Source organism: Kerstersia gyiorum (genome assembly GCF_048595715.1).
Taxonomy (GTDB): domain Bacteria; phylum Pseudomonadota; class Gammaproteobacteria; order Burkholderiales; family Burkholderiaceae_B; genus Kerstersia; species Kerstersia gyiorum.
Genome location: NZ_CP169556.1, coordinates 2,180,199 through 2,200,298, shown reverse-complemented (window position 1 = coordinate 2,200,298; position 20,100 = coordinate 2,180,199). Strand labels below are relative to the sequence as shown.

At 62.8% G+C, this 20,100-nt stretch carries 19 protein-coding genes; 12 read left to right on the top strand and 7 right to left on the bottom strand.

Annotation, left to right across the window (positions count from 1 at the left end):
- Positions 1-11: 11 nt before the first annotated feature.
- The 4 genes from ACEW7X_RS09775 to ACEW7X_RS09760 all read left to right on the top strand — a co-directional run bounded on the left by ACEW7X_RS09775 (position 12) and on the right by ACEW7X_RS09760 (position 3,833).
- Positions 12-740, top strand: coding sequence for an SDR family oxidoreductase (locus ACEW7X_RS09775; protein WP_253595421.1), 729 nt, complete (start codon positions 12-14; stop codon positions 738-740).
- A 157-nt stretch (positions 741-897) separates the two neighbouring features.
- Positions 898-1,428, top strand: coding sequence for a TRAP transporter small permease (locus tag ACEW7X_RS09770; protein ID WP_083969540.1), 531 nt, complete (start codon positions 898-900; stop codon positions 1,426-1,428).
- A gap of 1 nt (position 1,429) precedes the next feature.
- Positions 1,430-2,722 carry a TRAP transporter large permease gene (locus ACEW7X_RS09765; protein WP_068369842.1) on the top strand — a complete coding sequence of 431 codons (1,293 nt, stop codon included), beginning with the start codon at positions 1,430-1,432 and terminating at the stop codon, positions 2,720-2,722.
- Between the two features lie 61 nt (positions 2,723-2,783).
- Positions 2,784-3,833, top strand: a complete 1,050-nt coding sequence (locus tag ACEW7X_RS09760) for a TRAP transporter substrate-binding protein (RefSeq protein ID WP_130487453.1) — start codon at positions 2,784-2,786, stop codon at positions 3,831-3,833.
- Between the two features lie 102 nt (positions 3,834-3,935).
- Here ACEW7X_RS09760 and ACEW7X_RS09755 read toward each other — a convergent pair whose 3' ends face one another.
- Positions 3,936-4,823, bottom strand: a complete 888-nt coding sequence (locus ACEW7X_RS09755) for a helix-turn-helix transcriptional regulator (RefSeq protein ID WP_420177147.1) — start codon at positions 4,821-4,823, stop codon at positions 3,936-3,938.
- Positions 4,824-4,963: 140 nt separating this feature from the next.
- Here ACEW7X_RS09755 and ACEW7X_RS09750 point away from each other — a divergent pair, with 140 nt between their 5' ends.
- Positions 4,964-6,418, top strand: a complete 1,455-nt coding sequence (locus ACEW7X_RS09750; protein WP_420177146.1) for an MFS transporter — start codon at positions 4,964-4,966, stop codon at positions 6,416-6,418.
- Between the two features lie 44 nt (positions 6,419-6,462).
- Here ACEW7X_RS09750 and ACEW7X_RS09745 read toward each other — a convergent pair whose 3' ends face one another.
- The 5 genes from ACEW7X_RS09745 to dctP form a co-directional block, all read right to left on the bottom strand.
- The gene (locus tag ACEW7X_RS09745; RefSeq protein ID WP_127774483.1) at positions 6,463-6,765 is read right to left on the bottom strand and encodes a monooxygenase; all 303 of its coding nucleotides are present in this window, start codon (positions 6,763-6,765) and stop codon (positions 6,463-6,465) included.
- 42 nt (positions 6,766-6,807) lie between these two features.
- The gene (locus tag ACEW7X_RS09740) at positions 6,808-7,740 is read right to left on the bottom strand and encodes a ketopantoate reductase family protein (protein WP_130487457.1); all 933 of its coding nucleotides are present in this window, start codon (positions 7,738-7,740) and stop codon (positions 6,808-6,810) included.
- A 10-nt stretch (positions 7,741-7,750) separates the two neighbouring features.
- Positions 7,751-9,070, bottom strand: a complete 1,320-nt coding sequence (locus ACEW7X_RS09735) for a TRAP transporter large permease (protein ID WP_130487458.1) — start codon at positions 9,068-9,070, stop codon at positions 7,751-7,753.
- 2 nt (positions 9,071-9,072) lie between these two features.
- Complete coding sequence (locus ACEW7X_RS09730) at positions 9,073-9,606, bottom strand: TRAP transporter small permease (protein ID WP_420177145.1); 534 nt, start codon at positions 9,604-9,606, stop codon at positions 9,073-9,075.
- Between the two features lie 184 nt (positions 9,607-9,790).
- Positions 9,791-10,777: a TRAP transporter substrate-binding protein DctP gene (gene dctP, locus ACEW7X_RS09725; RefSeq protein WP_068369822.1), complete on the bottom strand. Its 987-nt coding sequence runs from the start codon at positions 10,775-10,777 to the stop codon at positions 9,791-9,793.
- A gap of 490 nt (positions 10,778-11,267) precedes the next feature.
- Here dctP and ACEW7X_RS09720 point away from each other — a divergent pair, with 490 nt between their 5' ends.
- From ACEW7X_RS09720 to ACEW7X_RS09700, 5 genes are all read left to right on the top strand, one after another.
- On the top strand, positions 11,268-12,149 hold the full coding sequence (locus ACEW7X_RS09720) for a SphA family protein (RefSeq protein ID WP_420177144.1): 882 nt from the start codon (positions 11,268-11,270) through the stop codon (positions 12,147-12,149).
- 367 nt (positions 12,150-12,516) lie between these two features.
- A complete protein-coding gene (locus ACEW7X_RS09715) occupies positions 12,517-13,305 on the top strand; it encodes an SDR family oxidoreductase (RefSeq protein WP_068369820.1) in 789 nt (262 codons plus the stop codon).
- Positions 13,306-13,445: 140 nt separating this feature from the next.
- On the top strand, positions 13,446-14,690 hold the full coding sequence (locus ACEW7X_RS09710) for a styrene monooxygenase/indole monooxygenase family protein (RefSeq protein WP_127774476.1): 1,245 nt from the start codon (positions 13,446-13,448) through the stop codon (positions 14,688-14,690).
- A 12-nt stretch (positions 14,691-14,702) separates the two neighbouring features.
- A complete protein-coding gene (locus ACEW7X_RS09705; RefSeq protein WP_238591339.1) occupies positions 14,703-15,218 on the top strand; it encodes a flavin reductase family protein in 516 nt (171 codons plus the stop codon).
- Positions 15,219-15,451: 233 nt separating this feature from the next.
- Entirely contained in the window at positions 15,452-17,053 is a 1,602-nt protein-coding gene (locus tag ACEW7X_RS09700; RefSeq protein WP_134838491.1) for a phytoene desaturase family protein, read from the top strand.
- Positions 17,054-17,264: 211 nt separating this feature from the next.
- On the opposite strand, the gene ACEW7X_RS09695 is transcribed toward ACEW7X_RS09700, so the two are convergent.
- Positions 17,265-18,236: an AraC family transcriptional regulator gene (locus ACEW7X_RS09695; protein WP_134838490.1), complete on the bottom strand. Its 972-nt coding sequence runs from the start codon at positions 18,234-18,236 to the stop codon at positions 17,265-17,267.
- A 174-nt stretch (positions 18,237-18,410) separates the two neighbouring features.
- Between ACEW7X_RS09695 and ACEW7X_RS09690 the strand changes: the two genes are divergently transcribed.
- Together ACEW7X_RS09690 and ACEW7X_RS09685 are read left to right on the top strand one after the other, a co-directional pair.
- Complete coding sequence (locus ACEW7X_RS09690) at positions 18,411-19,025, top strand: flavin reductase family protein (protein ID WP_420177143.1); 615 nt, start codon at positions 18,411-18,413, stop codon at positions 19,023-19,025.
- A 229-nt stretch (positions 19,026-19,254) separates the two neighbouring features.
- The gene (locus ACEW7X_RS09685; RefSeq protein ID WP_068369804.1) at positions 19,255-20,004 is read left to right on the top strand and encodes a transporter substrate-binding domain-containing protein; all 750 of its coding nucleotides are present in this window, start codon (positions 19,255-19,257) and stop codon (positions 20,002-20,004) included.
- Positions 20,005-20,100: the final 96 nt, after the last annotated feature.

The following is a 20,100-nucleotide window of genomic DNA, read 5'->3' as shown; positions in this document are numbered from 1 at the left end:
AAGGAAGAATCATGAGCGAGCGAAATATAGCAGTGGTGACTGGGGGTAGTGCCGGGATAGGCGCGGAGATCTGCCGCCAGATGCTGGATGCCGGCTATGAAGTGATATCGCTGGCGCGGCGTGCGCCGGAATGGCGCCATACAAGGTTGCGCAGCGTGCAGGTGGATTTGCTGGACCCGCAGGCTACGCAGCAGGCGGCGCAGGCGGTGGCCGGCCAGCACCCGGTGACGCATTTCGTGCATAACGCTGGCGTGATCTGGCCCAAGTTGCTGGGCGACGTCACCCAGGCAGAGTTGCAGGGGCTGACGCAATTGCACCTGGGGGCAGCCATAGACATCATGCAGGCGATTCTGCCGGGCATGCGCGAACGCGGCTGGGGCAGGGTGGTGCTGATGTCTTCGCGCGGCGCGCTGGGCCTGCAGACGCGCACGGCCTACTCCGCGACCAAGGCCGGGATGATAGGCATGGCGCGTACCTGGGCGCTGGAGCTGGCAGGCAATGGCATTACGGTGAATGTCGTGGCGCCGGGACCGGTGCAGACCGACATGTTCCACGATGTCGTCGAAGCTGGCAGCGAGCGTGAGCGCAAGATCGCCGCGTCGATTCCAGTTCAGCGCCTGGGCCGTCCCGATGACGTGGCGCGTGCAGTCATGTTTTTTGGCGACCGCGCCAATGGTTTCGTGACCGGGCAGGTGCTGTATGTCTGTGGTGGAGCCAGCGTGGGCACGCTGGTGATCTGAATGGTGCCTTTGCAATAAGAAGAAAAACCGGATCTGAGCTGGCGATCGCGGCCCCGCCCCAGGGGTGGCACTGGCCGGTCCGGCATGAAAAAGAGACAAGCAGCGGATCGACCGTGCCGGAAAGAGCACGGCAGGCGCTGGAGACAAAGGAGTTCTTATGCAAGACACTGACTTGCCCGTGGTGGCTGTCGCCCGCTCCAGGGGGCCGGCCAGGGTGCTGGAGGCCATTCTGGATGGGGTGGCGGGCACACTGCTGTTCATCATGATGATGGTCACCACAGTAGACGTGGTCGGCCGCTATTTCTTCCATTCCCCCTTGCACGGCGCCTACGAAGGCAATGAGTTGCTGCTGGGCGTGCTGGTGTTCACCGCCTTGCCGCGCGTGACCTGGCACGGTACGCATCTGACGGTATCCATGGTGGACGGATTGTTGTCCGCGCGGGCGCGCTGCTTCAAGCAAGGGCTGCTGGACTGGGTGTCCGGGGGCATCCTGGCGGTGCTGGCCTGGCAGCTGTACCTGCATGCCAGCGGCATGGCGGAGTTCGGCGACCGCAGCAATGCGCTCGACCTGCCGCTGGCGCCGCTGGCCTGGTTGATTGCCGCGCTGACCGCGTTGGCTGCACTGGCGGCGCTGCTGCGGCCGTTCTTCTTCCGCCTGGCGGACGCTGAAACTCAAAAGGGAGCCTGAGATGCTCATATCCCTGATCGGGCTGCTGGCCCTTCTGATCTGCCTGTTCATCGGCCTGCCTATCGCCTGGGGCATGATGCTGGTAGGCGTACTTGGCTTCAGCTATTTTGCCGGCCTGGAAGCGGCGCTGTCCATGGCGGCGCAGCTCAGTTTCGATACCGTCATGAGCTACAGCTTCACCGTGCTGCCGCTGTTCATCCTGATGGGCAACCTGGTCAATGCTTCTGGCCTGTCTAACGACTTGTACCGTGCGGCCTATGCGTTCATCGGACATTTCCGTGGCGGGCTGGCGATGGCAACCATCCTGGCCTGTGGCGCCTTCAGCGCGTTGTGCGGGTCCAGCATGGCGACGGCCGCAGCCATGGGGCGCGTGGCCATGCCTGCGATGCGGCGCTACCAGTACGACGACAGGCTGGCCACGGGCAGTATCGCCGCCGGCGGCACGCTGGGTATCCTGATCCCGCCCAGCGTCATGATGGTGGTGTACGGCATCCTGACCGACACGGACATTGGCAAGCTGTTCGCCGCCGGTTTCCTGCCCGGTATCCTGGCCATCCTGATGTACCTGCTCACCATCGTCATCATCACGGCCATCAACCCGGCGCTGGGCAAGCCGGGTGAACGCACCTCCTGGCGCGAACGCCTGTCGGCGGCCAAAGGCGTCATCACCATTACCGTTCTTTTCGTGGGCATCATGGGCGGCATCTACGGTGGCGTGTTCACCCCCACGGAAGCGGCAGGGGTCGGTGCATTCGGCACGTTTCTGATGACGCTCTACCGCCGTGGCTGGAAGCCGCGCCTGTATCTCACCGTCCTGATCGAGGCGGCGCAGACGACAGCGGTGATGTTCGCGCTGGTGATCGGGGCGCTGGCCTTCAACAACTTCCTCAATGTGGCTGGCCTGCCTGCCGGATTGCAGGACTGGGTACAGGGCATGGACGTGCCGCCGCTGGTGGTGATCCTGGCCATTTGCCTGATCTACCTGGTGCTGGGGTGCTTCCTGGAAACCATGTCCATGGTACTGCTGACAGTGCCCATCTTCTTTCCGGTAGTGGCCGGGCTGGGCTACGACCTGATCTGGTTCGGCATCATCGTGGTCGTGGCGGCGGAAATCAGCCTGATCACGCCGCCGCTGGGGCTGAACCTGTTCATGATCAAGAACATCATGCCCGAGATCGGCCTGGGCACGCTGATACGTGGCGCCATCCCCTTCGTGCTGGCCGACATCACGCGGCTGCTGATCCTGATCCTGGTGCCGTGGATCATCCTGGCCCTGCCCAACAGCATGGGCTGACCCCCGACGATTTCTGTTTCCGCATGCGCAAGCATGTGTCCTTCCCCCTCTGGAGAAAGCCATGAAGCTATCCAAAATCCTCTGTCTGGGCGCGGTCTCCCTGGCGGCCGCCTTTGCCCCGCTGCGCGGTGCCGTCGCCCAGGAAGTCCTGCGTTTTTCCAACTGGTTGCCGCCCACGCACTACATCGTCCAGGAAATGCTGATTCCCTGGGCGGCGGATGTCGAACAGGCAACCGAAGGCCGGGTGAAAGTCGAGTTCATCAATGCGCTGGGCAAGCCGCCCGCCCACCTGGATCTGGTGCGCAACGGCGTGGCGGACATGGGCATGTCGGTGCACAGCTATACCGCCAACCGTTTCCCGCTGATCGAATTTGCCGAACTGCCCCTGACCACCGAAGACGGCGAGGTCAATTCGGTGGCCTACTGGCGTACCTATGACAAGTTCATGAAGGATGCCGGTGAGCACCGGGGGGTCAAGCTGCTGGGGCTCTGGACCAGCCCGGCCACGGTCATCTTTACGACCAAGGAGTCGCTGGACGGGCTGGATTCGCTCAGGGGGCTGAAACTGCGTTCCCCCAGCCCGCTGTTCGATACCATCGGCCAGAAACTCAACTTCGTGACGGTCAATGCGCCGGCTTCGGAAAGCTATGAAATGCTGTCGCGCGGCGTGATCGACGGAATGTACTTCCAGTACGACCAGATCGAGAACTTCAAGCTCGACCGCCTGATCCGCAGTGCCCTGCAGGCGCCGGGCGGCTTTGGCAAGAGCAGCCAGTACATGTTCATGAACGAGCGCAAATGGAACCGCTTGTCGGAAGCGGACCGCGCAGCCATCGAAAAACTGTCGGGTGAACATATCGCCCGCGCGTTTGGCGGCAAGTGGAACGAATCCGAGCAGCAGTCCATCAAGCGCCTGGCCGAGGCAGGGCTGAAGACCACCAAGCTGGAAGGCGCGGAACTGGAAGCCTTGCGCGGACGCCTGCAATCCATCGAGGACGACTGGATTGCCACGGCAGACAAAAAAGGCGTGGATGGCAAGGCGGCGCTGCAATACTATCGCGAGCAGATTGCCGAGCTGGAAAAGGAAAAAGCGGAAAAATCCGGTTCCTGATCTGGCTGCAACCCGGAAAAACAGGCCAGACCTATGAACGGCCCCCTGAAAGTTGAAAACATCACCAGCCTTCAGGGGCCGTTCACACATACGGCCTGTTTTTTATTCGCAGCCAGCTTGCGCTGAAGACAACGCTGATGGCATGCGGGGTGCCGGCTTGGATAGCGTCCCTGATGGCAGACCTGATGTCGGGACCGAAGCCGCCGTCTCCCGTTGGCGGGCATAGACGACCAGCCTCAGATGCCGGTCGGCGTCGATGGTCAGCATGGTGTGTTCATAGGCTTCGGCCTTGCCATCCAGCATCCAGGTACGCACGCCATCGCAAGGCGCATGCACATCGTGCTGTTGCCACCAGGTCTTGAAATCCGGCGATATTCTTTCCAGTTCGTCCACCAGGCCGGTGGTATCGGCATCCCGGGTGGCGCGGACATAGTCACGGCGGAAACTTGACAGCATCAATGGCGCCTGCGTTGTCCAATCGACGAGGCGGGCCTGCAGCAGCGGGTCAGCAAACAGCAGCCACAGCAGATTGCGCCGCTCCGGCGTATGGCGGCCGAAACCGAATAGCACATCGGCCGGCGCATTGAAACCCAAGACATCCCAACGAAGATTCAGTACGAAAGCCGGATGGGGCAGGTCGTGCATCAGGCGTCCTACCAGTGGCGGCAGCACGCACCAGGTTTTTCCGGGTTCCGCGGGCGGCCGTTCATGGGCCAGCAGGAACAGGTGGCGGCGTTCGGCTGCGTCCAGTTTCAGTACCCGGGCCAGATTGTCCAGGAAATTGGCAGACACACCGATGTCGCGGCCTTGTTCCAGCCAGGTATACCAGGTGAGCCCGACCCCGGCCAGCGCTGCGACTTCTTCGCGCCTGAGCCCGGGCGTACGGCGGCGCGCCCCACTGGGCAGGCCGACATCGGCGGGTGTCAGACGTTCGCGGTGGGCGCGCAGGAAGGCAGCCAGGTCGGTACGGGTTCGTTCCAGGGTTCGCATTCGTGGTTCCGGTGAATGGCGGGAAGGCTGCACTGACAGTCAGCAGGCTGACCATCACTATAAGTAATAGTATAAATGGTTAAATTGTAATGGCTTAAAAAGCATCCGAGAATGGCGTTTCATATTACTGGATACGCAAGATGAACTCGGATACCTCTTGGCCTGCTTCACCGGCACGTGCCGCCGATGGTCCTCCCTGGCTGGGGTTGGCCGTGCTGTTGCTGGCGGGCTTTGTCACTATTTTCGACCTGTTTGTGGTCAACGTCGCCATTCCCGCCATGCAGTCCGGGCTAGGGGCAAGCCTGGCTCAGATCGGCTTTGTCGTGGCAGGCTACGAACTGGCATTTGGTGTTCTGCTGATCACTGGCGGGCGCCTGGGGGACCTGTTTGGGCGCCGTCGTCTTTTCATTGCGGGCATGGTGAGCTTCACCCTGGCTTCAGCCCTGTGCGGCCTGGCGCCGGACGCTGCATTCCTGATCGGTGCACGGGTGCTGCAGGGGCTGGCAGCCGCACTGCTGTTTCCTCAGGTTTATGCCTCTATCCGAGTCAACTTCGAGGGCGATGACAGCCGCCGCGCCTTTGGCCTGTTGGGTATGACCCTGGGTCTGGCAGCCATTGCAGGGCAGGTGTTGGGCGGATGGCTGGTGCATGCCGATCTGTTCGGTTTGGGTTGGCGCAATATTTTTCTCATCAATATCCCCATCGGTGTCTTTGCCATTGCAACAGCCCGCTTCATTCCCGAGTCCCGCGCTGCGCAACGCCCCTCGCTGGACTGGGGCGGGGTCGTACTGGTGAGCGCAGGGCTGACATTGCTGCTGGTGCCGCTTATCGAAGGGCCGGCGCAGCACTGGCCGGCCTGGAGCCTGCTTTCGTTCGCGCTTGCCGTGGCATTGCTGCTGTTGTTCCATCGGCAACAGGAATGGCGCCGGGAGGCGGGCGGGTTGCCATTGGTGGACATGCGGCTGCTGGGGCAGCGCCGCTTTGCGCTGGGCGCATTACTGGTGTTGCTGATCTATTCCACGGCCAGTTCATTTTTCCTGTGTTTTGCGTTACTGGTGCAAAACGGGCTGGGCCTGGACCCTTTCGTGGCGGGCAGCATCTTCGCGCCTTGCAGCGTGGGCTTCGTGCTGGCATCGCTGGCTGCCCCAAGGCTGGTCGCTCGCTGGGGAACGCCAGCCATAGCTGCCGGGGCGCTGGTGTATGCCATGGCCATCGGTGTGCTGGTGTTGCAGGTGGGCCAGGCTGGTGCCGCCCTGGCGCCGGCCTGGCTGATCCCGGTGCTGGTGGTGCTTGGCGCGGGGCAGGGGCTCATCATGACGCCCTTGTTGAACCTGGTGCTGGGGTTTGTCGACGCAGCCCAGGCCGGCATGGCGGCAGGAGTGATCTCAACCGTCCAGCAGCTGGGTGCGGCGCTGGGAGTGGCGGTGGTAGGCATGCTGTTTGGCGCCGCGCTGGCCGCTGATCATACCTTGGGTGGAACAGCCGGCCAGTATGCGGCGGCCTTCGTTGCCGGCATGCGCTACAACCTGGTGGCGGCCGTGCTGGTTTGCGTACTGTTGCTGATGCTCGCGAAAATCCGGCAGCCCCGGGACTGAAGGCTGCCGGATAGGGGCAGATCATGCATTTTAGATCCGGTGCTTCAGATCGGCGCCCGATCCAGCAAGGACAAGCCGGGATTGACGGCGAATATCTTTGCATTCACCTGCGCGATACCGAAGGAACGCAGCCGGGCCGCATGCATGTCCAGGTAGGCCTGGGCGCTATTCTGGTCCTCGAATAGATAGATGCCGCCCGCTTCTCCAGTGTCCGGGCTTTCCGTCCAGATTTTCCAGATTAGGCCGGGTTCGGTGGCGATGGAGGCAGCCAGATCGGTCATGGCGGCAGTCATGGCTGCTCCCCAGGGGCCGGGATAAGGAAAGTCGACTTGCAGGAGATAAGGCATGGAAAGCGAGTCCGTGGTGAATGAGGAAAGCCCGGGCCGGGTCTAGGCGGCCCAGTGGTCGTAGTTTTCCAGGCAGCGTACCAGATGCGCCGCCCATTCCGTCGCTGGTGCCGGAATGTGCAGTGCCTGCCCGGCGCGCACGATGGCGCCGTTGATGGCTTCTATTTCAGTAGGGCGCCGGTTGAAGACGTCCGTTGCCATGGAAGGGACGTGGCCCCTGGTTTTCTCGGCGACATGCAGGACATGCTGCAAGGCAGCCTGCCGGGAAATGCCCAGTCCCTTGGCATTGGCGATATCGGCGGTTTCATAGACGATGCTTTCCAGAATCCGCCGGGTGCCGGGATGGTCCACCACATGCCCGACGTTCTGGCGGGTGATGGCGCACAGGCTGTTGAGCGAGGCATTGACCAGCAGTTTCATCCAGACGTCCCGTTCCACCTGGTCGGAAATCACGGTTTGCAGCCCGGCCTGGTTCATCAGCTGGCAAAGTTCCTGCAGGCGCGCATCGGGCTGGTGGGTCAAGGGCCACATCGCCGTGTGCAGGTTGAGGTCGCAGGTGACGTGGATGTGGCCTGGGCCGACAAGGTCGCTGGTCAGCGTGCTGAACCCCTGGACAATCTGGGCTGGCGCAAGCAATTCGCGCATCACTTCGATATTGCCCAGACCGTTCTGCAGGCTGATGACCTGGGTGTCCGGCGTGATGGCCCGCTGCAGACCATCGAGCAGGGCAGCTCGAGTGTGGGGTGATTTGACGAACAGGATGACGGCATCCATTGCGGGTACGGCGGAGGGATCGCTGGTGGCGGTAACCTCGGCGATTTCGTCCTGGCCGGAGAAACTCATGCGCAGGCCATGTGCACGCATGGCGTCGACGTGGGCCTGGTTGAGGTCGTAAAGGATGGGCTGGCAGGTGCGGGCGAGCAGGCCTCCGAAGAGGCTGCCCATCGCGCCTGCGCCGATGATGGCGATTTTCATGGTTTAGGCGCTAGTTGATGAGGTTGGGCAGCCCGGTGGCGATGCCGGGCAGCAGGAAGACACTGGCAAGGACGACGATCTCTATCACCAGGAAAGGCACGGCTGCGCGGTAGATCTGCGGTAACCGTATCGACGGCGGCACCACACTTTGCATGACGATCAACAGCAAGCCGAAAGGCGGCGTCAGCAGGCCGATTTCGAGCGCGATCAACATCATCACGCCCAGCCAGACCGTATCCACGCCGGCGGCCAGGGCCAGCGGCATGAAAAAGGGAAGGGTGATCATCATCATGCTGATCTGATCCAGCACGGTGCCGATCACCAGCAGGACCAGCAGCATGCAGATGACCAGTATCGCAGGCGAGAGGTTCATTTCCTTGATCAGGCCCAGGAAGCCCGTGCTGGCGCCGGAGAAGCTCAGCAGCTGCGCGAAGGTGGTCGAGGCGGCCAGAATGAACAGGATCACCACCGAAACTTTGGTGGTTTCGATCAGGCTCTTCCACAGCGCCTGCAATGAGAAGGCGCGGTAGCAGAAGGTGGCCAGCACCGAGGCCAGCACGCCAATGGCGGCGGATTCCGTTGGCGAGGCCCAGCCGGCCAGCATGGAACCCACCACGGCGATGAAAATACCCAGCAAAGGCAGCACGTTCTTGACGAAGGGCAGCCATTTCTGCATGCCGGACAGACTGGTGCCGTCCTTATCCGACGGGGGCGCATCCTGCGGGCGCAGGCGGCTGCGGATGATAACGTAGCCGAGAAAGCCGATAGCCATCAGCATACCGGGCAGGATGCCGCCAATCAGCAGCCGTTCGATGGAAATTCCGGCCAGGCTGCCCAGCATGACGGCCAGTGCCGACGGTGGAATCAGCATGGCGATGCCACCTACTGCCATGATAGGCCCCATGGACATGGTGGGGTGATAGCCGCGCCGCATCATTTCCGGCATCATCACGCCGCCCATCATCGCGGTATTGGCGATAGAAGAGCCTGACAGGGTGGCGAATGTGGTGCCGCCCAGGATGCTGACGATGGAAAGTTTGCCGGGGACCTTGTCTATGGCTTTTTCAATGGAATCAATGGCCTTGAAAGCCAGCCCGGTATGAAACAGCACTTCGCCCATGAGGACGAACAGCGGGATGGGCGTGAGGGAAAAACTGACCAGCGATGAGGTGGTGTTGCGTACCCATTGGCCCAGGCCGATTTCACCGCCCAGGAAGGTAAAGGCGCCGATCAGGTTGACGGCCAGGAAGGAGAAGACCACCGGTGCGCCGATAGCCATGAAGAAAAATAGTGTGCCCAGCATAAGGGCCAGTGCGTAATACCAGTCCATGATCAGTTTCCCTGATGGCGCAGTGCTTGCAGGGACAGGTAAAGGCGCCGCAGGAATTCGATGCAGAGCAGTGTGGCGCCGAACAGCAGCGGCAGGTTCAGCCACCACTCGGGAAAGATGATTTCCTTGAAGACCAGGTTGCCCTGGGCGGCGGCATCCAGCGCCACCAGCAGCGATTGCCAGGCCAGCACCGCGCAGACGACCGCGCCGACGAAATTACACAGCACTTCGCAAAGCTGGGCCGTCAGGCGCGGCATCTTGGAGACCAGGACGTCGATGCGGATGTGGCCGCCCTGGTACAGCAGCCAGGGGGCCGCCACGAAGGTAGCGATCATCAGCATGTATTCCGAGATTTCCACGCTGGAAGGCAGCCAGTTCAGGCCGAGGTTGCGCAGGATGACGTCGCAGCCGATGAGCAGGGCCATCAGGCCGAAGGTCAGTGCGCCGACCGCGCCGCAGGCGGACATGAGCAGCAGGTAGGCATGGGCCAGTGGCGAGCGCGGCGGCTCCTGGCGGTCTATGGCAGGGGTGTGCATAAGGAGCCCTCTTTGGGGTAGCAACGGCAGCGCGATGGCCTGCACGGGGAAACAGGTGAACGGGTGAGTGGGGGGGCAGGCGCGCCAGCCGTGCCAGTACGCCTGAAGACGGCGCGTGCCGGAGAGGCGTACTGGTGTGTTTTATTGGTGCGGCCCGCTGGGGCCGCGTGCTGGGGTTGCGTGTTCAGGGCTGGCTGTCGCCGTGCCCGAACAAGCGTTCGATTTCCACCGCGTGGCGTGAGCCTGTCTTGGCAATACCGTCCCAGCCAGCCTTGTAGGCCACCGCACGCATGGCCTGTGCTTCCGCTTCCGGCAGGGTGATGGTCTGCACGCCGGCCTGGGCCTGGCGTTCTTTTTCCTGGATCGCCAGGGTCAGGTCTTCCTTATTCAGGGACTCAACCCATTCCACCTTTTCCTTCAGGAAGTTCTTTTGCGCGTCATCGAGCTTGTCCCAGCTTTTCTGGTTCATGAACAGGCTGACTTCGACGTTATAGAAACCAGGTTCGATGCGGTATTTGGTCTTTTCCTGCCAGCCCAGGTCCAGCACGCCCACCGAAGGCCAGCCATAGCCGTCCACCACGCCGCGCTCCAGCGCGGTATAGACCTCGCCGGGTGGAATCTGCAGCGCCGATGCGTTGACGGCACGGAAGAACGCCAGATAGGTCGGCACGCTGCGCAGTTTCAGGCCCTTGAGATCCTGGACGCTATTGACGGGCTTGTTGCTGTAGATGTGGTACTGCAAACCGTCGGTCAGGCGTGCCAGCCACAGCATGTTGGCCTTTTCGCGGTGGATCTGGTCCATCAGCGCATGGCCGCCGTTGGCCCGCAATTCCTGGATGGTTTTGTCCGTCAGCGTCATGGCCAGGGCTTCGGGCACCATGTTGGCGTGGAACACGGCAGAACTATTGGCCAGATCGACCACCCCGGCGCGCACGGCGTTGCCGACCTCGAAGGTCGGGATGGCTTCCGGCCCGCCGATCATCTGGATCTGCAGGATGCCTTTGCCGTCTTCATTGACCTTGTCGACGAATACCTTGAAGCGGTCGGTGAAGAAGGTGTCGGTATTGAAGGCACTGACGGCCTTCAGGGTGGTTTCGGCAGCCTGGACAGCCAGGGAGTGACAGGCCAGCAGGGTGGCGGCCAGCGTGAGGGCGACGTGTTTTTTGCTCATGATGCGAGATTCCGTGAAAACCGCTGGGGAAGAACTGCGTCGTGCATGCCAGGACACCGGCTAGCCGGGGTGCTTCACGCCCGTGATGGATTTAATTCCATATTGAATATTTTATTTATCAACATATCTATCTGGGCATGATGGGAAACCATTAGGCGTATGCCCTGATGGCGCAGGCGAACCGCGCCTGCGCCTGCCGGCGCAACGCCCGGGGTTTTCCCTTGAAACGTGATTTCCTTGCGCGAAATGGATGATGCCTGCGCGAAATGGATAGCTGCCGCCAGGGCGCTTTTCTAGCATTGCCGCCATCGGCCTGAACAAAAAAACAGGCGCAGCCGCCGTGCCCCTACCGGCAGGCGGCCCAGGCCGGAGCCCGTCACCAGGCATGGGGCTGGCGCGCGACACAGGCCGTACCGACCCGCAGCAGGCGGGCGGCCAAAGACAACAACCGGAGACATACAGCATGCGGAACAAAGGAAAACAGGCAGGGATGCGATTGGCCGTATTGGGCCTGTTCTGTGGCGCCCTGGCGGGCGGAGCGGCCAACGCCACGGAAGGCGGCGGCTTGCCCGTCTATGCCGATGGACTGGAAAATTTCATGTCGGGCGCCTTGCCGCCCCCCGGCGTGCACTGGCTGTCCTATGCCGGCGCGCTGCACTATGACAAGGTAAGGGATGCCTCGGGGGACCAGATTCCCATCCCCGGTTTCAAGGTCAATGTCGGCGTGATTGCTCCGCGCCTGATCTGGGTGACGGAGCAGAAGGTAATGGGCGGCCAGCTTGCCTTTCACGTCATTGCCCCGTTGCTGACCGTCAAGGCCGAAGCCATGGGCGAGAGCCAGCGCAAGAGCGGGTTGGGCGACATCGTATTCGGGCCGGCGCTGGGTTACCACCCCAGCGAGCGCCTGCACTATGTGCTGGGCCTGGACGTCTATGCACCGACCGGCCGCTACCGCAAGGAAGATTCGGCCAATCTGGGGCGTAACTACTGGGCCTTCCAGCCGGTCGCGGCGGTGACCTACATGCAGCCCACAGGCCTGAATATAGACACGAAGTTCATGTTTGATGTGAACATGGAAAACAATGACACCGACACCCGCTCGGGCAATGCCCTGCATGTGGACTATGCCGTGGGTTGGGGTTGGGGCAACGGCCTGGTGACCGGCGTGGGCGGCTACTGGTATCGCCAGTTAGGCGACGACCACGGCCCCAATGCCGGCCCGGGCAAGGCTCGCGCCTTCGCCTTTGGTCCGAGCCTGCGCTACGCCAACGACAAGGGTTTCATGATCACCGCCAAATGGCAGACTGAAATGGGCGTACGCAGCCGCCCGGAAGGCAGTGCGTTCATGCTCAAGGCATCGCTGCCATTCTGAGATCGGTAACACCGCACGGAAGCGTACCGGCAGGCCCTTTCTGGGGCCTGTTTTTTGTCGCCGGGCCGCCCCAAGACAAAAATGCCCCCTCGGGGGGCAGCAAGCCGAAGGCGCAGCGTGGGGGCGCTTTTTTTGCCGGGCTGCCCCAAGACAAAAATGCCCCCTTGGTCTAGGGGTTTCCCCTGGAAAGCCGCATGCAGACTCATTTTTATGCACGAAACGGATGCTGGCTGCACAGGGTGGATAGCAGGCGGCGCCGCTCGCTTCTAGCATGGAAACCACAGGCGGAAAAGCGCTGCCGGCGGGGGGCGAACCCCGATGTCCTTGCGGGCAACCGGCAGCAGGCACGACATAACAGGAGACAGACATGAAAGGTTTGCAAGACAAGGTGTATCTGGTGACGGGCGGCGCAACGCGCATCGGCGCGGGCGTGGCGGAAGTTCTGTTGGGCTATGGTGCCCGTGTGGCAATTTTCGATATCGACGCCGAAGGCGGCCGGCGTGCTGCCGGCAACGATGCGGCGCGTGCGGTGTTCCACCAGGTGGACATCACGGACGACGCCGCCTTGCAGGCAGGCATGGCAGCAGTGGCCAGCCATTTCGGCCGGGTCGATGGCCTGGTCAATCTGGCGTGTACGTATCTGGATGACGGCCCGGCGTCGAACCGTTCGGACTGGCTCAAGGCGCTGGACGTCAACGTCGTCAGCGCCATCCAGGCGGCACTGGCGGTGCGTCCATACCTGCAGCGCCAGCAGGGCGGCGCGATCGTCAATTTCACGTCCATTTCCTCCAAGGCCGCGCAGACCGGGCGCTGGCTCTACCCGGTGTCCAAGGCGGCACTGCTGCAGGCCACGCGCAATATGGCCCTGGATTTTGCGGCAGACGGTATCCGCGTGAATTCAGTGTCGCCGGGCTGGATCTGGTCTCGCGTCATGGATGAACTCAGCGGCGGCGACCGCGCCAAGACGGATCGCGTGGCCGCGCCGTTCCACATGCTGGGCCGGGTCGGCAATCCGGCCGAAGTTGGCGAAGTCGTGGCCTTCCTGTTGTCCGACGCCGCGTCCTTCGTCACCGGCGCTGATTACGCCGTCGATGGTGGTTACTCGGCCATGGGGCCGGAGCAGGGCAAGCCGGCCATCCCCTTGCTGGCAGGCTGAACCTTTTTCCCATCGGTGTGGCGCGGGCCATTCGCCAAGCACCATCACAAGTTGAGCAGTCAGGCTCCGTGCCGCTGGCGGCGGCGCGGATAGGGCCAGTTCGTCCGTGATCTGGCCAAAAAAAACATCAGGAGAAGACAATGCGCAAAGTTGCAATCATCGGCGGTGGCCAGGCGGGCATGCCCGTGGCATTCGGGCTGCTGCAGCGGGGCTACGAAGTTTCCGTCTATACGAACCGTACGCCGGACGACATCCGCAATGGCCGGGTGATGTCCAGCCAGTGCATGTTCGCCAATGCGCTGGACGTGGAAGCAGGCCTGGGCATAGATCATTGGGCGGCGGACTGTCCTCCCGTGGAGGGCATTGGCTTTGCACTGCCCGACCCTGAACACCCCGGCCGCAAGGCGGTGGACTGGAGCGCACGCCTGGATCGCGTGGCGCAGGCCGTCGACCAGCGCGTGAAGATGCCCGCCTGGCTTGAGGAATTCGCCCGCCGCGGCGGCAACCTGGTGATCGAGGACGTGGGCGTCGCCGAACTGGAGCGTATCAGCGCCGAGCACGATCTCACCATCCTCGCGGCAGGCAAGGGCGAGGTCGTGAAGCTGTTCGAGCGGGATGCCAGCCGTTCCCCCTATGACAAGCCGCAGCGCGCGCTGGCGCTGACCTACGTGCATGGCCTGAAGCCGACGCCCGACTACTCGCGCGTGTCCTTCAATTTTGTGCCGGGCGTGGGCGAGTACTTTGTGTTTCCGTCACTGACGCTCTCAGGCCCTTGCGACATCATGGTATTCGAAGGCGTGCCGGGCGGCCCGCTGGACCGCTGGCGTGATGTACAAGGCCCGGCCGACCACCTGGAACGCAGCCTGGATTTCCTGCGCACCTTTCTGCCCTGGGAAGCCGAGCGCGCCCGCAATGTCGAGTTGACTGACAGCATGGGCTATTTGTCCGGCGCTTTCCCTCCGACTGTGCGCAAGCCGGTGCTGACCTTGCCGTCGGGCCGCATGGTGCTGGGCATGGGCGACGCGGTGGTGGTCAACGACCCGATTACCGGCCAGGGCTCCAACAATGCTGCCAAGGCCGCCAAAGTCTATCTCGATGCCATTCTGGCACGTGGCGAGCAGGCCTATGACCGTGCCTGGATGGAACAGGTCTTCGAAACCTACTGGGATTATGCCGGCAAGGTGGTGGAATGGACCAACTCCATGCTGGCGCCGCCGCAACCTTCGGCCCTGAGCCTGCTGATGGGCGCGCAGGCGCATCCCGCGCTGGCGCATTTCCTGGCCAATGGCTTCAATCATCCGCCGCGCTATTTCCCGGCCTGGACGGATATGGCCGCAGCGGAAAAACTGATCAGTGATTGCGCCACCGGACGCATTGCTGCCTGAAGGAGAAACACCATGTCTATGTCTTCCATCCAGGAAAAGCCGGCAGTGCTGCTGGACAGCCGTGCATTTCGGCAGGCGCTGGGCCATTTCCCCACCGGAGTCGCGGTCGTTACGACGCGTGGTTCCGATGGGCGGCCGGTCGGCCTGACGATCAACTCGTTTTCCTCGCTGTCGCTGGATCCTCCGCTGATTCTGTGGAGCCTGGTGAACCATTCCCCCAGCCTGGATATTTTCCTGAACTGCGATCACTTCGCCATCAACATCATGAGCGAGGCGCAGGCCGAGTTGGCGTTGAACTTTGCCAATCCGAAGGTGGAAGACAAGTTTGCCATGGCCGCTCACCAGGATTGCGAGGAAGGGATTCCCCTGATCGACGGCTGCAGCGCCCGTTTTGTCTGCGAGAATTATCAAAGCCACGAAGGGGGTGACCACCGGCTGTTCATCGGGCGGGTATTGCGCCATGAGGCCGATGGTCATGCGCCCGCGGTGTTTCACCAGGGACGCTTCACCCGGCTGGCCATGGCATGAACGCGCTCCCGGGTGAATCAAACGGCCAGGGCGGCACATGCGGCCCTGGCGACGCTGCCCCTGGCTGCTGTCCCTGCGGTTCGCGCAGCGGCGCAGTGCCGTATCAGGCCGGGGGAGAGGCTTGAGGAGCTTTTCGCATCGTCAGCAAGCAGCGCCGGCCCCTGGGCCGGTGTTTGCATATATTGCGCAGCACCCGGGCGGGCGCTGCAAACTGGAAGGACAGGAGACAAAGCATGAATAAGAATCCTGACGCCGATATTATCGTCGTCGGCAGCGGCATGAATTCGCTGGTCTGCGCGGCGTTGCTGGCGCGGCGCGGCATGACGGTCACGGTGCTGGAACGCAATCCCGTGGCCGGTGGCTGCATCCGCACCGAAAGCCTGTATCCCGGCTATACCCATGAAGTCCTGTCGAGCTGGTATCCGCTGTTCATGGGCGGGGCTGCCTATGCCGAGCTTGCCGAACCCCTGAAACAGGCGGGCGTGGAATTCGTTTCCTGCGACTACAGCACCGGCGTGGCCATCCCGGGTGGCCCGGGCCTGGCGTTGCGCAAGGATATTGCCGATACGGCGGCTCGCATGAATGCCTTGGCAGCCGGGGACGGCGACGCTTTTGCCGCCATGGCCCAGCGCATGTTTGGTGACGACGCCGGGCTGGTATTCGGCCTGATGGGTAACGACCCCTACAGCTTTTCGACAGCCAGGCTGTTGTTTGGCGAATGGCGCAAGCGCGGCCTGGACGGTCTGATGGCCTTCGGTTCCGAAGCGCTGGAAAGCCTGCGGCGCTGGGCGGACCGCTCGATGAACGGTACGATCAACCGCGCCATGCTGGCGCCGTGGGTGTTGCATGGCGGCCTGGGGCCGGATGAGGCATCATCGGCCCTGATCGGCAAGCTGACCTGCGCCGCCGTGGTGGCGGGCGGCATGCCCGTCGTCAAGGGAGGCGGCGCACGTTTGGTCCAGGGGTTCATCGACATCATCAATGCGGCCGGTGGCACCGTGCAAACTTCCATGAATGTCGAGCGTGTCCTGGTGGAGCGCGGCCGAGCCGTCGGTGTCCAGGCGGGTGGCCAGACGCTGCGCGCCAAGCGTGGCGTGGTCTGCAACGTGACACCGGGGCAACTGTACGGGCAGCTCCTGAATGGCGCTCCCGAAGTCCGGGCGGCAGCGGAGCAGGCCAAACGCTTTCGTCACGGGAGAGGCGGCATGCAGGTGCATTTCACGCTGGACCGTCTGCCGGATTGGTGTGAACCCGAACTGCGTCACGTGCCGATGGTGCACGTGACGGAAAGCCTGGAGCAGGTCTGCCTGTCGGTTACCGAGGCCAATAACGGCTGGCTGCCGGCGCGGCCTACGCTTGCCGTTGGGCAACCGGTGGCGGTGGATGTCACGCGCGCGCCGGAAGGCGGCTGGATACTCTGGGTACAGATGCAGGACGTACCGTCACGCTTGCGCGGCGATGCTGCCGGGGAAATCGCCATTCCAGCAGACGGACGCTGGAATGAAGCCGTCCGCGAAGCCTATGCCGACCGCGTTCAGGCCCGGCTGGAAACTGTGATGCCCGGGCTGGGCCAATCCATCCTGGCGCGCCAAGCGTTCTCGCCGGCCGACCTGGAAGCCTGGAATGTCAATCTGGTGGGGGGAGATCCTTATTCCGGTGTGTGTTCGCCGGACCAGTTCTTCTGGATGCGACCGTTTGCCGGGGTCAAGGCAGCGCGCACTGGCCGCACGCCGGTGAAAGACCTGCACCATATCGGCGCGTCCGTGCATCCCGGCCCCGGCCTGGGCGGACAATCGGGCTATCTGGCGGCCAAACGCATCATGGGCAAGAGATAGGGCCCCCACGCTGCGCCTTCGGCGTGCTGCCCCCAGGGGTGTTTTTGTCTTGGGGCGGCCCGTGACCCGTCCTGCCCTGGATTGACACCTCCGGACCGGTATCCGTAGCGATGCTACGGACTGAGCACCCGATGAACTTCAGCGGGTGTTTTGCATTGTCGGGACCGATCATTCTGATAGCAGTCGTTGCCGTGGGCAGCGGCGAACGGGCTCAGGCATGGCGGCGTTGCAGGCTGGCGCTGGGGGTTTCACCAAAGCGTTGGCGATATTCGGCGCTGAAGCGGCCCAGGTGGGAAAAGCCCCAGCGCAGCGCGATGGTGGAAACGGAATCGGCTTGATGCGGGTCGAGCAGGTCGCGGCGGGCCCGCTCCAGCCGTATGCCGCGCAGATACTGCATCGGGCTGATGCCGCAATACTCGCGGAAGCCCGCATACAGGCTGCGCAGGCTGACGCCGGCAAAGTGGGCCAGGTCTTCGCCGCGCACGGCTTCATGCGCATGCTCTTGCAAATAGGTTTCCACGCGCTTGATATGGCGTGGCAGAATTCGCTGCGTGAGGGCCGGGCTGTCGTCGAGCTGGCGGTGCGGGTGCAGACTGAGCAGCGTGGAAGCCGCCAGTTGTTCGATCTGCGTCAGCAGCAAGGGGGAATCGGCGCCTTCGCCCTGGGTGTGGGCGCAATCCAGCAAGTAGCGCATCATGCGCTTCCAGGGTGCGCTGGCATGGGCTTCGAAACGTACCGGAAAGCTGACGCTGCGCGGCGTCTCTGTACCGTCCATGGCGGCGGCCAGGCCCTCGACCAGGCTGCGCTCCAGCTTCAGCATGACCTGGTCGCTGTCGCCGCGCCAGCGCATGTCTATGTCTTCGTTGGGGTTCAGCAGCGTGGCCGTGCGGACGTTGGAATCCACTTCCTCGTTGCCGCAACGTACCTGGGCCGAGCCATAGAGGGGAATCTGCACAAGATAAAAGCCGGCCAGGTGTTCAGGCTGGATGCGTACATCCGCGCCGTAACACAGGCGGCTCAGCGTAATGCGGCCAAAATCGGCGTGACGGACGCGCGTATCCAGGGCCTGCCCGGTGTGCTGCATGCACAGGCGGTGCGGCTTGAGCATATTGCTCACGGCGGCCTGTGCCTGGTCCAGGTCACCGTAGGCGTGGTCTTCCCAGTGGCTGAGCATGGTCTGCATGGTGAAAGTCCCTGTCTGGGCAAGGTGGCCTGGCAATCCGGGGCTTGTCGCGCCGCCGGCACCAGACCCGCTGCCGGGCCATGGTGAAAAGGTTATTTTAGTTGTAAAGTATTTGCGTGGGCATCGGGGTTTCCCGGTGTTTTGGATGGAACAACAGTGGAAAGCAGCAGAAAAATGGAAGATCGCAACTATCACTATTACGAAACTGCCAACGGCCATGGGCTCAAGCACGACCCTATTGCTGCCATCGTCGGGCCTCGTGTGATCGGGTGGATAGGCTCCCGTTCCACTGAAGGCAAGCTGAACCTGGCGCCGTACAGCTTTTGCAATGTGTTCAATTACCGTCCACCGGTCATCGCCTTTTCCAGCGTGGGCTACAAGGACAGCGTGCGCAACGCCATAGAAACAGGGGTGTTTACCTGGAACCTCGCCACCCGTGTGCTGGCTGAAAAAATGAACCAGACCAGCCTGGAGCAGGATGTCCGCGAGTTCGAACTCGCCGGCCTGACCCCGCTCACCGGACGCCTGGTAGACGCGCCCCGGGTCGCGGAAAGCCCCGTATCGCTGGAGTGTCGCCTGACACAGCATTTCCGCATGACGAACGCCGCAGGGCAGGAACTGGATACCTGGATGGTGCTGGGCGAAGTCGTCTCGGCCCATATCTCGCGGCATTGTCTGGTCGACGGGGTTTACCAGACCGCGCTGCCCGGCCCGATCCTGCGCGGAGGCGGCCCGGGGGATTACTTCGAAGTATCAGAAGCAACGAAATTTTTCATGCGCCGCCCCTGAACGAACGTCCGGCTGGCGTCGCTCCTGGGGACTTTCCCGCATTTTTGTCGCGCTGCACAAAAAGTGCTTGCCTATACGGAAAAATCTGGAAGAATAGGTTCATCACCGACGGGCCATGTTGCATTGCATCGTAACCTTGCGGTGATCCGGGAACAGGCTTTCCAAGAGACAGCAGGACAGGGCGGACCGGCGCAGCCCGTGCCCTCCATGCCCTGGCAAGGAGACGACCGTGCAGGAAAAAGAAAAAAAAGCAGCAGTCCTGGCGCCCAGCGGCACGCTGCGCGCCGCCATCAACCTTGGCAATGCGGTGCTGGCCGGGGTCACGGACAAAGGCGCGCTCAAAGGCGTGACCGTCGACCTGGCTCGCCGCCTGGCCAGCGAGCTGGGCGTGCCCCTGGAACTCATCGCCTGCCAGGCCGCGCGTGAATCGGTGGCGCTGGTATCCGGCGGCAAGGCCGATGTCGGGTTTTTTGCCATAGATCCCCAGCGCAGTGGCAGCGGCATCGCGTTTACCGACCCCTATGTTCTGATCGAAGGCTGCTACGCCGTGCGGCGCGATTCTCCTCTGCAGGCCAATGTGGATGTTGATGCCGAGGGCATAGATCTGGTTGTTGGCCAGGGCAGTGCCTACGACTTGCATCTGTCACGCACGCTCAGGCATGCGCGCCTGGTCCGTGCGCCCAGCCCCCGGGCTGTGCTCGACATCTTCCTGGAAGCCGGCTACCCGGTCATGGCGGGCGTGCGCCAGCAACTGGAAAAAGATCGGGATCACGTACCGGGGCTGCGCCTGTTGCCGGGGCATTTCATGGTCATTCCCCAAGCGATGGGCGTGCCGCAGGCGCGTGGGCAGGAGGCGCTGGCCTATCTGCAGGGCTTCATCGAATCCTGCAAGCTGGATGGCTTTGTGGCCCAGTCCCTGGACCGTCACGGCATGCGCGGCGTTTCCGTCGCACCGGTAGGGGAATGGCTGGCAGCCTGAACCACAGGCGCCATCCATCCACTGCCGGCCCTCTCCGATCCTGCCCGGCGGCGGGGTCGTCGGGCAGGATGGCAGCGTTAGCCGCTGTCGCCTGTC

Bases quoted from the DNA above. Each gene is read 5' to 3' on its own strand.
- ACEW7X_RS09750 (WP_420177146.1), top strand. From the start codon at position 4,964: ATGAACTCGGATACCTCTTGGCCTGCTTCACCGGCACGTGCCGCCGAT.
- ACEW7X_RS09770 (WP_083969540.1), top strand. From the start codon at position 898: ATGCAAGACACTGACTTGCCCGTGGTGGCTGTCGCCCGCTCCAGGGGG.
- ACEW7X_RS09705 (WP_238591339.1), top strand. From the start codon at position 14,703: ATGTCTATGTCTTCCATCCAGGAAAAGCCGGCAGTGCTGCTGGACAGC.
- ACEW7X_RS09730 (WP_420177145.1), bottom strand. From the start codon at position 9,606: ATGCACACCCCTGCCATAGACCGCCAGGAGCCGCCGCGCTCGCCACTG.
- ACEW7X_RS09735 (WP_130487458.1), bottom strand. From the start codon at position 9,070: ATGGACTGGTATTACGCACTGGCCCTTATGCTGGGCACACTATTTTTC.
- ACEW7X_RS09775 (WP_253595421.1), top strand. From the start codon at position 12: ATGAGCGAGCGAAATATAGCAGTGGTGACTGGGGGTAGTGCCGGGATA.
- ACEW7X_RS09700 (WP_134838491.1), top strand. From the start codon at position 15,452: ATGAATAAGAATCCTGACGCCGATATTATCGTCGTCGGCAGCGGCATG.
- ACEW7X_RS09765 (WP_068369842.1), top strand. From the start codon at position 1,430: ATGCTCATATCCCTGATCGGGCTGCTGGCCCTTCTGATCTGCCTGTTC.
- ACEW7X_RS09740 (WP_130487457.1), bottom strand. From the start codon at position 7,740: ATGAAAATCGCCATCATCGGCGCAGGCGCGATGGGCAGCCTCTTCGGA.
- ACEW7X_RS09745 (WP_127774483.1), bottom strand. From the start codon at position 6,765: ATGCCTTATCTCCTGCAAGTCGACTTTCCTTATCCCGGCCCCTGGGGA.
- ACEW7X_RS09755 (WP_420177147.1), bottom strand. From the start codon at position 4,823: ATGCGAACCCTGGAACGAACCCGTACCGACCTGGCTGCCTTCCTGCGC.
- ACEW7X_RS09710 (WP_127774476.1), top strand. From the start codon at position 13,446: ATGCGCAAAGTTGCAATCATCGGCGGTGGCCAGGCGGGCATGCCCGTG.
- ACEW7X_RS09690 (WP_420177143.1), top strand. From the start codon at position 18,411: ATGGAAGATCGCAACTATCACTATTACGAAACTGCCAACGGCCATGGG.
- ACEW7X_RS09720 (WP_420177144.1), top strand. From the start codon at position 11,268: ATGCGATTGGCCGTATTGGGCCTGTTCTGTGGCGCCCTGGCGGGCGGA.
- ACEW7X_RS09715 (WP_068369820.1), top strand. From the start codon at position 12,517: ATGAAAGGTTTGCAAGACAAGGTGTATCTGGTGACGGGCGGCGCAACG.
- dctP (WP_068369822.1), bottom strand. From the start codon at position 10,777: ATGAGCAAAAAACACGTCGCCCTCACGCTGGCCGCCACCCTGCTGGCC.
- ACEW7X_RS09695 (WP_134838490.1), bottom strand. From the start codon at position 18,236: ATGCAGACCATGCTCAGCCACTGGGAAGACCACGCCTACGGTGACCTG.
- ACEW7X_RS09760 (WP_130487453.1), top strand. From the start codon at position 2,784: ATGAAGCTATCCAAAATCCTCTGTCTGGGCGCGGTCTCCCTGGCGGCC.